Genomic DNA, 15,092 nt, shown 5'->3' on the forward strand with positions numbered 1-15,092 from the left:
TTCTTTAGTTTAAGAAAACGTCGTATTCCACTAAGATGTCAGGCTGATTATGATCCTTTTGCTGCAGAACTGGATACTATGGAAAATAACGAGATTAAAGACGTGCTGATGCAAGCCTTGGCACTGGATGAAGTACATGTCACGGGCGACGGCAGCCACTTCCAGGCGATCGTGGTCGGCGAGCTGTTTGCCGGCATGAGCCGCGTCAAAAAACAACAGACGGTCTACGCACCGTTGATGGAATACATTGCGGACAACCGCATTCATGCCTTATCGATCAAGGCGTACACCCCTGAAGAGTGGCAGCGAGACCGCAAACTCAACGGATTTTAAGGCTGTTTGCCCTCCGGGGCGGGCAGCTCCAGATTAGATAACAGAGAGTAGTCAGATGGATAAATTTCGTGTGCAGGGCCGGACCCGCCTCAGCGGTGAAGTTGCTATTTCCGGGGCGAAAAACGCCGCCCTGCCGATCCTGTTCGCCGCATTATTAGCGGAAGAGCCGGTCGAGCTGCAGAATGTCCCGAAGCTGAAGGACATCGACACCACCATTAAGCTACTCAGCCAGTTAGGCACCAAGATCGAGCGCAACGGCTCTGTGTATGTTGACGCCAGCGGCGTGAACGAGTTCTGTGCGCCGTACGACCTGGTGAAAACCATGCGTGCTTCGATCTGGGCGCTGGGGCCGCTGGTCGCGCGTTTTGGCCGCGGTCAGGTCTCCCTGCCGGGCGGCTGTGCGATCGGCGCGCGTCCGGTCGATCTGCACATCACCGGTCTGGAACAACTCGGTGCGGAGATCAAACTGGAAGAAGGTTACGTTAAAGCTTCCGTTGAAGGCCGCCTGAAAGGCGCGCACATCGTGATGGACAAGGTGAGCGTTGGCGCAACCGTGACTATCATGAGCGCAGCGACCTTGGCGACCGGCACCACCGTGATCGAAAACGCCGCGCGCGAGCCGGAAATTGTCGATACTGCCAACTTCCTTAATACGCTGGGCGCGAAAATCAGCGGCGCCGGCAGTGACCGCATCACCATCGAAGGCGTTGAGCGCCTGGGCGGCGGTGTTTATCGCGTTCTGCCTGACCGTATCGAGACCGGCACCTTCCTGATTGCCGCTGCGGTTTCCGGTGGCAAAGTGATGTGCCGCGACACCCGTCCGGATACGCTGGACGCCGTGTTGGCCAAACTGCGTGAAGCCGGCGCGGATATCGAAGTGGGCGAAGACTGGATCAGCCTGGACATGCACGGCAATCGCCCTAAAGCGGTTACCATTCGTACCGCGCCGCATCCTGGTTTCCCGACCGATATGCAGGCCCAGTTCAGCTTGCTGAACCTGGTGGCGGAAGGGACCGGCGTGATAACCGAGACCATTTTCGAAAACCGCTTCATGCACGTGCCGGAGCTGATCCGCATGGGTGCACATGCCGAGATCGAGAGCAACACCGTGATTTGTCATGGCGTTGAGCAGCTTTCCGGTGCCCAGGTGATGGCGACCGATCTGCGCGCTTCTGCCAGCCTGGTGATCGCCGGCTGCATCGCCGACGGTGTGACCGTCGTCGATCGTATCTATCATATCGACCGTGGCTATGAGCGTATTGAAGACAAGCTGCGTGCGCTGGGTGCGAATATCGAGCGTGTGAAAGGCGAGTAATCTGTCAGATGTCGGGGCGATGCCCCGACGGAAATACCCTATTGAGGGTCCGGCTCACTTTGGCCGGGCCCTTTTTAATTGCTGTCTTCCGGAAATTCGCCTACCGTCATCTTCAGCGTAATGCGTTTGCCGTCACGCAGCACGACTACCGGTATTTCCGTACCCGGGCGTATCTCTGCCACCTGGTCCATGGTCTCCAGCACCGATATCGCCGCTTTGTTGTCTACGTTGATGATCACGTCGTTGATATGGAAGCCTGCGTTACCCGCCGGTCCGTTCGGCGTAATTTCGGTCACGATAATGCCTTGCAGGCGATCGATGCCGGAATTGGACGAACGCAAAGGAATAATCTCTTTGCCTTGAATGCCGAAGTAACCGCGGATAACGCGGCCATCACGGATCAGTTTGTCCATGATTTTGGTGGCAAGTTCAATGGGAATGGCGAAACCCAGGCCTTCCGGCGTTTCACCGTCGGTGATTTTGTCGTAGGTCAGGGTATTGATGCCGATTAACTCACCCAGTGAGTTGACCAAAGCGCCGCCGGAGTTGCCACGGTTAATCGAGGCATCGGTTTGCAGGAAGGTCTGACGGCCGGTGGTGCTCATACTGATGCGGCCCGTGGCGCTGAGGATCCCCTGAGTGACGGTCTGGCCGAGATTATAGGGATTGCCTATCGCCAGGACCACATCGCCCACGTGCGCAGCCCGGGCATTATTAATGGGGATAACCGGCAGATTACCCGGATCTATCTTCAGCACGGCCAGATCGGTCAGACTGTCGGAGCCGACCAGCAGCGCTTCGTAGCGGCGGCCGTCCTGCAGCACGACGGTAATTTGTTGGGCATCCTTGATAACGTGGCGGTTGGTCAGAATATAACCGCGCTCGTTCATGATCACGCCGGAACCCAGCGACAGCACGTTGGCGGTACCGCTCATATTGCGATTGTAGATATTTACCACGGCGGGTGCAGCGCGTCGCACGGCCTTGTTGTAGCTGACCGGCGTTTCGTCACTGGTATTGTCATGTTTTTCTGCGAACAGAGTATTGGAAGAACGCAGCACAGGCAGCGCAACCAGCAGCAGGCCGGCAACGATTAAACCAATAACGACAGAACGCAAGAGCTTAGCAAACATGGAGTTTTAGTACGTGAGATGAAGGATGCACGGAGGATAACATGAGAATACCGGGCGCAGTATGTCACCGAGCCCGGTTTTTAAACAAATTAACGCAGCAGCAGATAAAGGGTTTCAGTGCCGCGCACGATGTTCAGCGCCATGACCGGTGGTTTGGCTTCCAAGACTTTGCGCAACGCCGTGATGTTCTCAACGCGCTGGCGGTTGACGCCAATAATCACATCGTCTTTCTGCAGCCCAATTTGTGCCGCCGTTGAGCCTTTATCCACCTTATCGATTTTCACGCCTTTGTCACCGCTGGCGAGGGCGCCATTACTGAGGGAAACCCCCTGCAGGGCCGGTGACAGCGTTTCGGCATTGGTGGAGGCGCCATCGCTGTTATCCAGCGTAACGGCAACTTCCTGCGGTTTGCCATCGCGCAACAGCCCGACCTTGATGGTTTTACCCGGTGCGGTAGTGCCTACTTTGGCGCGCAGTTCGGCGAAGCTGCTGACCGGCTTGCCGTCGACGGAAACCAAAATGTCGCCGGCCTTGATACCTGCCTTGGCGGCGGCGGATTTCGGCAGCACTTCGCTGACGAAGGCGCCGCGTTGAGCGTCAGTATTAAACGCCTTGGCCATATCGGCGGTCATTTCACTGCCTTTAATGCCAAGCAGGCCGCGTTTCACCTCGCCAAATTCGATCAGCTGCCGGCTGAGGTTCTGCGCCATGTTGCTCGGAATGGCAAAGCCGATGCCGACGTTGCCGCCGCCCGGCGCCAGAATGGCCGTGTTGATGCCTATCAGCTCGCCGTTAAGATTAACCAGCGCGCCGCCGGAGTTACCGCGGTTGATGGAGGCGTCCGTCTGGATAAAGTTTTCCAGCCCTTCCAGGTTCAGGCCGCTGCGGCCCAGCGCGGAGATAATGCCGGAGGTGGCGGTCTGGCCGAGGCCAAACGGGTTGCCGACGGCAACGGCGAAATCGCCGACCCGCAACGCATCGGAGTCCGCCATTTTTATCGCGGTCAGGTTTTTCACGTCGCTAAGCTGCAGCAGGGCAATATCGGACTGCTCGTCGCGGCCAACCAGTTTGGCGTCCACTTCGCGGCCGTCATTCAGCTGTACGCTGATTTTGTCGGCGTTGTTGATGACGTGGTTATTGGTCAGCACATAGCCTTTGGCGGCGTCGATGATTACGCCGGATCCCAGCCCTTCGAACGGGCGTGAGCTTTGTTGCTGCCCGGGAGCGTCGGGGCCGAAGAAGCGTTTGAATTCCTCTGGAACTTGCTGGCGCTGCACCTGAGTCCCTTCAACATGCACGCTGACTACTGCGGGCAAGACTTTTTCCAGCATCGGCGCCAGGCTTGGCAGCGATTGCCCCTGAACGGCGACGGGCAATGCCGCGCTGACTGCCGGTACGGAGGTGAGCGTGAGGCCAATACTCATTGCCAATGCACTAAGAATTAACGACTTTTTCTTCATTGATAATAACTCTCTCAATACCTGCCGGTGAAATAGTGATGATAAAGCAGCAGCAATACCATAGTGAAGGGTAAGACCGTGAATTTGCGTGAAAAGTTCACTCAAGCGCCAGCGTTAAGGATAGCTCAGGCGGGGGGATCAAGCGGGGCAAGATGAAAACCCGTGGGGCAGGCCCACGGGCAGGGCGAGGATCAGTCGCGGCGCGGACGTTCGCCACGCAGCAGGCCGGAGGCGCCTTCAGAGTAGTCGCGTGGCATTTCTACCGGTGCCTGATCGTTATCGGCTTCGGCTTCGGTCAGGCGATATCGGAACGGATTTTCCTGCATCGGCAGATCCGGCAGCAGGTTGTTGGAGCTTTTCGCCATATGTTGATACAGCTGGCGATAGTCTCGCGCCATGTTATCCAGCAGCTCGGCGCTGCGGGCAAAATGGCCGACCAGCTCCTGACGATACTCTTCCAGCTCGGTTTTGCTCTTGTCCAACTCGTTTTGCAACACTTGTTGTTGACGTAATTTACGGTTACCAAAACGCATCGCTACCGCACCAATGGCGATGCCGACGACTAAACCAATCAGCGCATACTCCCAGGTCATGATGACTCCTATTTTGACTTCGTTGTTCCGCAGGGATTTTTCACTTAATAATATCCACTATAACCGTTAACCTTGTCCGAGTGGAATCCTGATAAGCCATAACCTGGCGTTTACGGGGTTTTTCAAGACGTCGCGACGCGGGCATATGTGGCGATAACGGTGCGAAGCAGCATCAACATGCCGCGAAAATTTGCTAAATAATTTCTACGGGTTCTAAGGGAACATCGAACAGATGCAGGCATTATCACCGTTATCACGCTACCAGCAGGCGCTGGAGGCGGGGGAATATCAGGCCGATGAGGTACAACGCCAGGCGGTTATCCGGCTGGAAGGCATTTACCTGGCATTGCAGCAAATACCTGCGGCAAGCGTGCCGGCCGGTGGATTGCGCGGCAAGTTCAGCCGCTGGCTTGGCAAGGGCGATGAAACGGCCAGCCGACGTCCGGTGCAGGGGCTGTACATGTGGGGCGGGGTCGGGCGCGGTAAAACCTGGCTGATGGACATGTTTTTCCACAGCCTGCCGGGAGAGCGCAAACTGCGACTGCACTTCCACCGCTTTATGTTGCGGGTACATGAAGAGTTGACCGAGTTGCAGGGGCAGGAGAACCCGCTGGAGATCATCGCCGACGGTTTCAAGGCGCAGACCGACGTAGTGTGTTTTGACGAATTCTTCGTTTCCGACATCACCGACGCGATGCTGCTGGCCACGTTGTTGCAGGCGCTGTTTGCACGCGGCATCACGCTGGTGGCAACGTCGAATATTCCGCCGGACGATCTGTACCGCAACGGCTTGCAACGCGCGCGTTTCCTGCCGGCGATTGCCCTGATTAACGACTACTGCGATGTGATGAACGTCGATGCCGGCATCGATTACCGTTTGCGTACTCTGACTCAGGCGCATTTGTACCTGACGCCGCTCGACAGTCAAACCCGAGACACCATGGACCGGATGTTCATCAAGTTGGCGGGGAAGGCGGGGGAAGCAGCGCCGGTGCTGCAGGTCAATCACCGGCCACTGCAGGCGATCCGCGCGGTGGACGGGGTGTTGGCGGTGGATTTCCATACTTTGTGCGAAGAGCCGCGCAGCCAACTGGACTATATTGCGCTGTCGAAGCTGTATCACAGCGTCATGCTGTACAATGTGCAGGTAATGGGGCCGTTGAAGGAGAACACCGCCCGCCGCTTCCTGGCGCTGGTGGACGAATTCTACGAGCGGCACGTCAAGTTGGTGATTGCCGCCGAAGCGTCGATGTTCGATATCTACCAGGGTGAGCGGTTGAAGTTTGAGTATCAGCGCTGTCTGTCGCGCCTGCAGGAGATGCAAAGCGAAGAGTATCTGAAGCTGCCGCATCTGCCTTGATGGTCCGGGGATCTGGCCGCCAGGATCCCCCGTTTTCCTCTCTCTGGCGCTAAATTGCTTTTCCATTCAAAAAGCGTTCGATCTTTGTGAGCGACTTCTCTATAATCTTGCGACCCCACGTTACAACAAAGTTTTTTTCCCAAAAACTTTATAGTGCCGGCAATGGCTATTCGAAGGGGTAGGTTTGCTGGACTTGTATGGTCGTGTGAGCCTCAACTGTTTTCGAGCGTTTGGGTGTTCACCAACGTGTAACTAATTATTGGGTAAGCTTTCTAATGAAAACTTTTACAGCTAAACCAGAAACCGTAAAACGCGACTGGTTCGTTGTTGATGCAGATGGTAAAACTTTAGGCCGTCTCGCTACTGAACTCGCTCGTCGTTTGCGCGGCAAGCATAAAGCGGAATACACCCCGCACGTTGATACCGGTGACTACATCATCGTTCTGAACGCAGAAAAAGTTGCTGTAACCGGCAACAAGCGTACAGACAAGGTGTATTACCGCCACACCGGCCACATCGGTGGTATCAAGCAAGCGACCTTTGAAGAGATGATTGCCCGCAATCCTGAGCGCGTGATTGAAATCGCGGTTAAAGGCATGCTGCCAAAGGGTCCGTTGGGTCGTGCAATGTTCCGTAAACTGAAAGTTTACGCGGGCAACGAGCACACTCACGCGGCACAGCAACCGCAAGTTCTTGACATCTAATCGGGATTATAGGCAATGGCTGAAAATCAATACTACGGCACTGGTCGCCGCAAAAGCTCCGCCGCTCGCGTCTTCATCAAGCCGGGCAACGGTAACATCGTAATTAACCAGCGCAGCCTGGAACAGTACTTCGGTCGCGAAACTGCCCGCATGGTAGTTCGTCAGCCGCTGGAACTGGTCGACATGGTTGGCAAATTTGACCTGTACATCACTGTTAAAGGTGGTGGTATCTCTGGTCAAGCTGGCGCTATCCGTCACGGTATCACCCGTGCACTGATGGAATATGACGAGACTCTGCGTGGTGAGCTGCGTAAAGCTGGCTTCGTTACTCGTGACGCTCGTCAGGTTGAACGTAAGAAAGTCGGCCTGCGTAAAGCACGTCGTCGTCCGCAGTTCTCCAAGCGTTAATTTTTACTGCTTCGGCAGTGGAGTTTACGCCAAAAACCCGGTGCTTCACCGGGTTTTTTTATGCCTGAAAATCACCTTCGCTCGACTAAAATCTGTGGTATATCAGACAATTCAACACGAAATCACCGCACAGTCCCCACAAAACAAGCAAAATCTGGTAAACTATCATCCACTTTTGCGCCTGTTCGCCATGCAGCTGTCGTCAGTCTACCTCCGCGTCCTGTTTTAGACCCAAGGTTTATCTGTGTGCTGCTGGCCAGCGGTCAAGATCATTCAGGATAGCAGCCTGTCAGTTGGCTATTCGCAGTATTTTCTAGATAAACTTGGAGGTTTTCATGGCTGTCGCTGCCAACAAACGTTCGGTAATGACGCTGTTTTCTGGCCCGACCGACATTTTTAGCCATCAAGTACGTATCGTACTGGCGGAGAAAGGTGTCAGCGTCGAGATTGAGCAGGTTGAGTTGGATAACCTGCCGCAGGATCTGATTGACCTCAACCCGTACCAGACGGTGCCTACGCTGGTTGATCGCGAGCTGACCCTGTATGAATCCCGTATCATCATGGAATACCTGGATGAGCGCTTCCCGCACCCGCCGCTGATGCCGGTTTACCCGGTCGCTCGTGGTGAAAGCCGCCTGATGATGCTGCGTATCGAGAAGAACTGGTACTCGCTGATGTACAAAATCGAGAAGAGCAATGGCCAGGAAGCAGAATCGGCCCGCCGTCAGCTGCGCGAAGAACTGTTGGCGATTGCCCCGATCTTTGGTCAGACCCCTTACTTCATGAGCGAAGAGTTTAGCCTGGTGGATTGCTACCTGGCGCCGCTGCTGTGGCGTTTGCCGCAGTTGGGCATTGAACTGAGCGGTGCCGGTTCCAAAGAGCTGAAAGGCTACATGACCCGCGTGTTCGAGCGTGACGCCTTCCTGGCCTCCCTGACTGAAGCCGAGCGCGAAATGCGCCTGCAGACCCGGGGCTAAGCGTCATGGATATGTCTCAGATGACCCCGCGCCGTCCGTACCTGCTGAGGGCGTTCTATGACTGGTTGCTTGATAATCAGTTGACTCCGCATCTGGTGGTGGATGTAACGCGCCCTGACGTACAGGTGCCGATGGAGTTTGCCCGCGATGGTCAGATCGTACTGAATATTGCGCCACGTGCGGTAGGTAGCCTGGAGTTAGGCAACGACGAAGTGCATTTCAACGCGCGTTTCGGTGGTGTGCCACGTCAGGTTTCGGTGCCAATGGCAGCGGTACTGGCGATTTATGCGCGTGAAAATGGCGCAGGCACCATGTTTGAACCGGAAGCCGCCTATGAGGCGGAAGGCACCTTTGAAGGCATGGACAATGAGACGATCCCATCGGAAAGCCTGATGTCGGTGATTGATGGCGATCGCCCGGACGTGAGTGATGACAACGAGCCGGACGATGAACCGCCACAGCCGCCGCGCGGTGGCCGTCCAGCGCTGCGCGTGGTGAAATAATCCCGCAGCAATGAACAGCAAAGGTCGCTCAGGCGGCCTTTTTTATTGCCCCGATCCTGCCGAACAAACCGTTTTTCACTGATGCATGCAATCGTTCTATCGGGCGCAGAAGGGCGGCGGGTGCTGCGTGTGCGGAAAAACAAGGGGCCCGGTATTGAACCGGGCCCCTGAGGCATGAAGCAGAAGGGATATTACACTTCCAGATAGCTCATGATGCCATCGGCAGCTTTACGGCCTTCGGCAATCGCCGTGACGACCAGATCTGAACCGCGCACCGCATCGCCACCGGCGAAGATTTTCGGGTTGCTGGTCTGGAAGGCGTTATCGGTGCTTTCCGGCGCCACAATGCGGCCCTGCTTGTCGAGTTGAACGTCATGTGCCGCCAGCCAATCCATCTTGTGCGGGCGGAAACCAAACGCCAACACTACGGCATCGGCATCGATCACGTGCTCGGAACCCGGCACTTGCTCAGCAACCTGACGGCCATTGGCATCCGGCTCACCCAACTGAGTGCGAACCATTTTCACGCCGGCGACGCGGCCGGCGCTGTTCAGTTCGATGCTCAGCGGCTGCAGGTTGAATTTGAATTCAACCCCTTCCTCACGCGCATTTTTCACTTCGCGTTTGGAACCCGGCATGTTGGCCTCATCACGACGGTAGGCGCAGATAACCTGAGTTGCGCCCTGACGGATAGAAGTACGCACGCAGTCCATCGCGGTATCGCCACCGCCCAGAACCACCACGCGCTTGCCTTCCATGCTGACATACGGCTCGTGCTGCTCGGCTTCATAGCCCATCAGCTGCTTGGTGTTGGCGATCAAGAATGGCAGTGCGTCATAGACGCCAGGCGCTTCCTCGTTCTCCAATCCGCCGCGCATCGACTGATAGGTGCCGACGCCAAGGAACACGGCGTCAAACTCGTTCAGCAGCGCATCCATGGTGATGTCCTTGCCCACTTCGGTATTCAGCTGGAACTCAATACCCATCTCGCTGAAGATGCCACGGCGTTTCACCATCACTTCTTTTTCCAGCTTGAAGGCCGGAATACCGAAGGTCAGCAGCCCGCCGATCTCCGGATGACGATCGTAAACTACCGCTTTCACGCCGTTACGGGTCAACACATCGGCACAAGCCAAACCGGCTGGGCCGGCACCAATCACCGCTACACGCTTGCCGGTGGGCTGCACGTGGGACATGTCCGGCTTCCAGCCCATTTCGATCGCTTTATCGCTGATATAACGTTCGATGTTACCGATGGTCACCGCACCAAACTCGTCGTTCAGTGTACAGGAACCTTCACACAGGCGATCCTGCGGGCAGACGCGGCCGCACACTTCGGGCAGGCTGTTGGTCTGGTGCGCCAGATCCGCCGCCTCCATGATGCGGCCTTCGTTCGCCAGCTTCAGCCAGTTCGGTATGTAGTTGTGAACCGGGCATTTCCATTCGCAATAAGGGTTACCACAGGAAAGACAACGGTCTGCCTGCGCTTTCGCCTGAGTTTCCGAAAACGGCTCGTAAATCTCTACAAACTCAATTTTACGGATCTTCAGCGGTTTTTTTGGCGGATCAACGCGCTGCAGGTCGATAAATTGATAAACATTCTGACTCATTAATGACCTCTTACTGCGCCTGAACCCGCAGCTCGGCTGCGGAACGACTACGGTGACCCAACAATGCTTTGACATCACTGGACTTCGGCTTGACCAGAGCGAACTTCGGCGCCCATTCCGGCCAGTTGGCCAGAATCTCTTCCCCGCGCGCAGAACCGGTCGCTTGCACGTGTTCGGTAATCAAACCGCGCAGGTGCTCCTCATGAATGGCCAGTTGGTCGACATCCAATACCTCCACCAGCTCCGGGTTCACACGTTTGCGGAATTCGCCATCTTCATCCAGCACGTAAGCGAAGCCACCGGTCATGCCCGCACCAAAGTTGATGCCGGTTTTACCCAGCACACAGACGATGCCGCCGGTCATATATTCACAACCGTTATCACCAATGCCTTCAACTACGGTGATGGCGCCGGAGTTACGCACCGCGAAGCGCTCACCCGCACGGCCTGCTGCGAACAGTTTGCCGCCGGTGGCACCGTACAGACAGGTGTTGCCGATAATGCTCGCTTCATGGCTGCGGAAGGCAGAACCAATCGGTGGGCGTACGGCGATACGGCCGCCGGCCATACCTTTGCCAACATAGTCGTTGGCGTCGCCGGTCAGGGTCAGCTCAACGCCGCCCGCATTCCATACGCCGAAGCTCTGGCCTGCGGTACCCGAGAAATGGGCCTTGATCGGGTCGGCTGCCATGCCCTGATCGCCATGTACGGTGGCAATAGCGCCGGACAGGGTGGCACCTACCGAACGGTCGGTGTTACGGATATCGAAGTAGAAGGTCTTGCTGTGCTTCGCTTCGATATGCGGCTCCGCCTGCGCCAGCAGATCTTTGTTCATCAACCCTTTGTCGAACGGCGGGTTGCTGCTTTCGGTGCAGTACAGCGCCTTGCCTGGATGAGGCGTTGCGGTTTTCAGCAGCGGCGACAGATCCAGCTTGTTCTGCTTGGCGGAGATGCCATCCAGCTCGGTCAGGAACTCAGTGCGGCCAATCAGATCAACCAATTGGCTGACACCCAGTTGCGCCATAATCTCGCGGGTTTCACGCGCGATGAACTGGAAGTAGTTGGTTACGCGTTCCGGCAGGCCGTGATAGTGATCGCGGCGCAGTTTTTCATCCTGAGTCGCCACGCCGGTTGCGCAGTTGTTCAGGTGACAGATACGCAGGTATTTACAACCCAGCGCTACCATCGGGCCAGTACCAAAGCCGAAGCTTTCTGCACCGAGGATCGCCGCTTTGACGATATCCACACCGGTTTTCAGGCCGCCATCCACCTGCAGGCGGATTTTGTGGCGCAGGCCGTTAGCCACCAGCGCTTGCTGCGTTTCCACCAGGCCCAGTTCCCACGGGCAACCGGCGTATTTCACTGAAGACAGAGGGCTGGCGCCGGTACCGCCGTCGTAACCGGCGATGGTGATCAGATCGGCATAGGCTTTCGCCACGCCGGTAGCGATGGTGCCGACGCCCGGTTCGGAAACCAGTTTCACCGAGATCATCGCTTTCGGGTTGACCTGTTTCAGGTCGAAAATCAGCTGCGCCAGATCTTCGATCGAATAGATGTCATGGTGCGGCGGTGGAGAAATCAGGGTTACGCCCGGCACCGAATAACGCAGCTTGGCGATATAAGGCGTCACTTTGTCGCCAGGCAACTGACCGCCTTCACCCGGTTTTGCCCCTTGCGCCACCTTAATTTGGATCACGTCGGCATTCACCAGGTAGGCCGGCGTCACGCCGAAACGGCCGGATGCCACCTGCTTGATGCGTGAAACCTTGTTGGTGCCGTAACGGGCAGGGTCTTCGCCGCCTTCACCGGAGTTGGAGAAACCGCCGAGGCTGTTCATGGCGATGGCCAGCGATTCGTGGGCCTCCGGGCTCAGTGCGCCGATAGACATTGCTGCAGTATCGAAGCGTTTGAACAGCGATTCCGCCGGTTCAACCTGGTCGACCGGAATCGGCGTGCCTTGCGGCGTAATGGCCAGCAGGTCGCGCAGCATGGCGACCGGGCGTTCATTCACCAGTTTGGCGTAAGCCTGATAGTCGCTGTATTTGCCGCTGTGCACTGCAGTTTGCAAGGTGCTCACCACGTCAGGGTTGTACGCATGGTACTCGCCGCCGTGGACGAACTTCAGCAGGCCGCCCTGTTCCAGCGGTTTGCGCTTCAGCCAGGCGCGCTTGGAGAGGTTCTGCAAATCCTGCTGGAAGTCGCTGAAGCTGGCGCCGCCGATGCGGCTGACTGCACCCTGGAAACAGAGATCGGACAAATCACGGTGCAGACCGACCGCTTCAAACAGTTTGGCGCAGCGGTAAGAGGCGATAGTCGAGATGCCCATTTTGGACATGATCTTGTACAGGCCTTTATTGATGCCGTTACGGTAGTTCAGCATCACTTCGCGGTATTTCTTGTCGATCGCCTGGGTATCTACCAGTTTGGCCAGCGTTTCGTAGGCCAGGTACGGATAGATCGCGGTCGCGCCGAAGCCCAACAGCACGGCGAAGTGGTGCGGATCGCGGGCGCTGGCGGTTTCAACGATGATGTTGGCGTCGCAGCGCAGGCTTTTCTCTACCAAACGGGTCTGGATCGCGCCTACTGCCATCGGCGCAGGCACCGGCAGACGGTTGGCGGCGATGGCGCGATCGGACAGTACCAGCAGCACGGCGCCGTCGCGGACTTTACGTTCCGCTTCGTCGCACAGGGCGCGGATGGTCTGCTCCAGATCCTGAACTGCAGGATCGAAGGTCAGATCGAGCGTGTCAGCGCGATAATATTCGCCTTCCAGCGTGGTGAGCTGCTTGAAGTCGGAGTAGAGCAGGATCGGCGATTTGAAACTCAGGCGGTGCGCCTGGCCTTCGGCCTCGCAGAACACGTTCATTTCACGGCCGATGCTGGTCGCCAGCGACATCACATGCGCTTCGCGCAGCGGGTCGATTGGCGGGTTGGTCACCTGCGCGAACTGCTGGCGGAAATAATCATAAACGATGCGCGGACGGCTGGAGAGCACGGCGAACGGGGTGTCGTCACCCATTGAGCCGGTGGCTTCCTGGCCGATCTCGCCCAGCACGCGGATCACCTGATCCAGCTCTTCGCTGCTGTAGCCGAACTGTTTCTGATAGGTCTCGAGCTGCGAGTCGTCGAGTTCACGGCTACCGACCTGATCTTCAGGCAGATCCTCGAACGGCACCAGGCGCTTGACGTTCTTTTCCATCCACTCTTTATACGGATGGCGGCTTTTCAGATCGTCGTCGGTTTCGGCGGAGTGCAGGATCTTGCCGCTGCGGGTGTCGATCACCATCAACTCGCCAGGGCCGACGCGGCCTTTTTCCACCACTTCATCCGGCTGGTAATCCCAGATGCCGACTTCGGAGGCGCAGGTGATCAGTTTATCCTTGGTTATCACATAACGCGCCGGGCGCAGACCGTTACGGTCCAGGTTACAGGCGGCGTAGCGGCCATCGGACATCACGATGCCCGCCGGGCCGTCCCACGGCTCCATGTGCATCGAGTTGAAGTCGAAGAAGGCGCGCAGGTCGGTGTCCATGTCCGGGTTGTTCTGCCAGGCCGGCGGCACCAGCAAACGCATGGCGCGGATCAGGTCCATGCCCCCGGCCAGCAGCAGCTCCAGCATGTTGTCCAGCGAGCTGGAGTCGGAACCGGTTTCGTTAACGAAGGGGGCGGCGGTTTGCAAATCCGGGATCAGCGGCGTCTGGAATTTATAAGTACGCGCGCGCGCCCATTGGCGGTTGCCGGTGATGGTGTTGATCTCACCGTTGTGCGCCAAATAACGGAACGGCTGCGCGAGCGGCCAGCGCGGCACGGTGTTGGTGGAGAAACGCTGGTGGAACAGGCAGATGGCCGATTCCAGGCGCAGGTCCGCCAGATCGAGATAGAAACGCGGCAGATCCGCAGGCATGCACAGGCCTTTATAGATCGTGACCAGATTCGAGAAGCTGCAGACATAGAAGCTGTCGTCCTGAACGCGTTTTTCGATACGGCGACGCGCCACAAACAGGCGGCGTTCCATATCGCGTGGGCGCCAGCCTGCCGGGGCGTTAACGAAAATCTGTTCAATGCGCGGCAGGGAAGAGAGGGCGATCTCGCCCAAAACGTCCGGATTGGTCGGCACTTCACGCCAGCCCACGACCGACAGCGTTTCATTTTGCAGCTCTTCTTCCACAATGCGGCGGCTGGCACGGGCTTCCTCTTCGTTCTGGCTGAGGAACATCATGCCAACGGCGTAGTTCTTGGCCAAACGCCAGCCGCGCTCTTCCCCAACCATGCGGAAAAAGCGATCGGGCTTTTGCAATAACAGGCCGCAACCGTCGCCAGTCTTGCCGTCAGCAAGGATTGCGCCACGGTGCTGCATACGGGCCAGCGCGTGAATAGCAGTTCGCACCACCTTGTGGCTAGGTTCGCCTTCTATGTGGGCGATTAGGCCGAAACCACAGTTGTCCCTCTCAAGGGATTTATCGTACAACATATCAGTGAACCTCCCCAGGCTCTGCGTGACTCTTACAACCAACTGCGAGGGGGCTTCCCAACGTCAGGCGGAAGTCCAATCAGCAAGGTTACTATCGCCGATCTGCTTTTCCGCCCTCCATCAATGGCCTCTCGTGACGGTTCTCACAAGTGGTGAATGACTTGTTTTAAGAGGGAGTCTTAAATAACTGCATAAATATGACGAGACGTTTGCCCGTCCAGAAAG

General features: G+C 57.0%; 12 protein-coding genes. 7 read left to right on the forward strand and 5 right to left on the reverse strand.

Features of this window, described 5'->3' with window-relative positions; all coding sequences use genetic code 11:
- Nucleotides 1–78: 78 nt before the first annotated feature.
- Nucleotides 79–333 (forward strand): BolA family iron metabolism protein IbaG, encoded by a 255-nt coding sequence (ibaG, locus tag QZQ97_RS18630; RefSeq protein ID WP_126485490.1) that lies wholly within the window; start codon nt 79–81, stop codon nt 331–333.
- A gap of 55 nt (nt 334–388) precedes the next feature.
- A complete protein-coding gene (gene murA / locus QZQ97_RS18635; RefSeq protein ID WP_006317097.1) occupies nt 389–1,648 on the forward strand; it encodes a UDP-N-acetylglucosamine 1-carboxyvinyltransferase in 1,260 nt (419 codons plus the stop codon).
- Between the two features lie 74 nt (nt 1,649–1,722).
- Here murA and degS read toward each other — a convergent pair whose 3' ends face one another.
- The 3 genes from degS to zapG form a co-directional block, all read right to left on the reverse strand.
- On the reverse strand, nt 1,723–2,781 hold the full coding sequence (degS, locus tag QZQ97_RS18640) for an outer membrane-stress sensor serine endopeptidase DegS (RefSeq protein ID WP_311994659.1): 1,059 nt from the start codon (nt 2,779–2,781) through the stop codon (nt 1,723–1,725).
- An 89-nt stretch (nt 2,782–2,870) separates the two neighbouring features.
- Nucleotides 2,871–4,241 (reverse strand): serine endoprotease DegQ, encoded by a 1,371-nt coding sequence (gene degQ, locus QZQ97_RS18645; protein ID WP_311994660.1) that lies wholly within the window; start codon nt 4,239–4,241, stop codon nt 2,871–2,873.
- A 191-nt stretch (nt 4,242–4,432) separates the two neighbouring features.
- Complete coding sequence (zapG, locus tag QZQ97_RS18650; protein ID WP_006317094.1) at nt 4,433–4,834, reverse strand: Z-ring associated protein ZapG; 402 nt, start codon at nt 4,832–4,834, stop codon at nt 4,433–4,435.
- A 232-nt stretch (nt 4,835–5,066) separates the two neighbouring features.
- Here zapG and zapE point away from each other — a divergent pair, with 232 nt between their 5' ends.
- The 5 genes from zapE to sspB all read left to right on the forward strand — a co-directional run bounded on the left by zapE (nt 5,067) and on the right by sspB (nt 8,786).
- On the forward strand, nt 5,067–6,194 hold the full coding sequence (zapE, locus tag QZQ97_RS18655) for a cell division protein ZapE (RefSeq protein WP_311994661.1): 1,128 nt from the start codon (nt 5,067–5,069) through the stop codon (nt 6,192–6,194).
- 275 nt (nt 6,195–6,469) lie between these two features.
- Nucleotides 6,470–6,898: a 50S ribosomal protein L13 gene (gene rplM, locus QZQ97_RS18660; protein WP_004948491.1), complete on the forward strand. Its 429-nt coding sequence runs from the start codon at nt 6,470–6,472 to the stop codon at nt 6,896–6,898.
- Between the two features lie 15 nt (nt 6,899–6,913).
- Complete coding sequence (rpsI, locus tag QZQ97_RS18665; RefSeq protein WP_006317091.1) at nt 6,914–7,306, forward strand: 30S ribosomal protein S9; 393 nt, start codon at nt 6,914–6,916, stop codon at nt 7,304–7,306.
- A gap of 335 nt (nt 7,307–7,641) precedes the next feature.
- Nucleotides 7,642–8,283, forward strand: coding sequence for a stringent starvation protein SspA (sspA, locus tag QZQ97_RS18670; RefSeq protein WP_006317088.1), 642 nt, complete (start codon nt 7,642–7,644; stop codon nt 8,281–8,283).
- A 5-nt stretch (nt 8,284–8,288) separates the two neighbouring features.
- Nucleotides 8,289–8,786 carry a ClpXP protease specificity-enhancing factor gene (gene sspB / locus QZQ97_RS18675; RefSeq protein WP_126485480.1) on the forward strand — a complete coding sequence of 166 codons (498 nt, stop codon included), beginning with the start codon at nt 8,289–8,291 and terminating at the stop codon, nt 8,784–8,786.
- A 191-nt stretch (nt 8,787–8,977) separates the two neighbouring features.
- Here the strand turns inward: sspB and QZQ97_RS18680 are convergent, their stop codons facing one another.
- Together QZQ97_RS18680 and gltB are read right to left on the reverse strand one after the other, a co-directional pair.
- Nucleotides 8,978–10,396, reverse strand: a complete 1,419-nt coding sequence (locus tag QZQ97_RS18680) for a glutamate synthase small subunit (protein WP_311994662.1) — start codon at nt 10,394–10,396, stop codon at nt 8,978–8,980.
- Nucleotides 10,397–10,406: 10 nt separating this feature from the next.
- Nucleotides 10,407–14,867, reverse strand: coding sequence for a glutamate synthase large subunit (gene gltB, locus QZQ97_RS18685; protein WP_311994663.1), 4,461 nt, complete (start codon nt 14,865–14,867; stop codon nt 10,407–10,409).
- Nucleotides 14,868–15,092 lie beyond the last annotated feature (225 nt).

Origin of the sequence: Serratia sp. root2, assembly GCF_031931805.1 — a bacterium.
GTDB lineage: Bacteria > Pseudomonadota > Gammaproteobacteria > Enterobacterales > Enterobacteriaceae > Serratia > Serratia inhibens.

Bases quoted from the DNA above. Each gene is read 5' to 3' on its own strand.
- murA (WP_006317097.1), top strand. From the start codon at position 389: ATGGATAAATTTCGTGTGCAGGGCCGGACCCGCCTCAGCGGTGAAGTT.
- zapE (WP_311994661.1), top strand. From the start codon at position 5,067: ATGCAGGCATTATCACCGTTATCACGCTACCAGCAGGCGCTGGAGGCG.
- zapG (WP_006317094.1), bottom strand. From the start codon at position 4,834: ATGACCTGGGAGTATGCGCTGATTGGTTTAGTCGTCGGCATCGCCATT.
- rplM (WP_004948491.1), top strand. From the start codon at position 6,470: ATGAAAACTTTTACAGCTAAACCAGAAACCGTAAAACGCGACTGGTTC.
- ibaG (WP_126485490.1), top strand. From the start codon at position 79: ATGGAAAATAACGAGATTAAAGACGTGCTGATGCAAGCCTTGGCACTG.
- sspA (WP_006317088.1), top strand. From the start codon at position 7,642: ATGGCTGTCGCTGCCAACAAACGTTCGGTAATGACGCTGTTTTCTGGC.
- sspB (WP_126485480.1), top strand. From the start codon at position 8,289: ATGGATATGTCTCAGATGACCCCGCGCCGTCCGTACCTGCTGAGGGCG.
- degQ (WP_311994660.1), bottom strand. From the start codon at position 4,241: ATGAAGAAAAAGTCGTTAATTCTTAGTGCATTGGCAATGAGTATTGGC.
- QZQ97_RS18680 (WP_311994662.1), bottom strand. From the start codon at position 10,396: ATGAGTCAGAATGTTTATCAATTTATCGACCTGCAGCGCGTTGATCCG.
- rpsI (WP_006317091.1), top strand. From the start codon at position 6,914: ATGGCTGAAAATCAATACTACGGCACTGGTCGCCGCAAAAGCTCCGCC.
- degS (WP_311994659.1), bottom strand. From the start codon at position 2,781: ATGTTTGCTAAGCTCTTGCGTTCTGTCGTTATTGGTTTAATCGTTGCC.
- gltB (WP_311994663.1), bottom strand. From the start codon at position 14,867: ATGTTGTACGATAAATCCCTTGAGAGGGACAACTGTGGTTTCGGCCTA.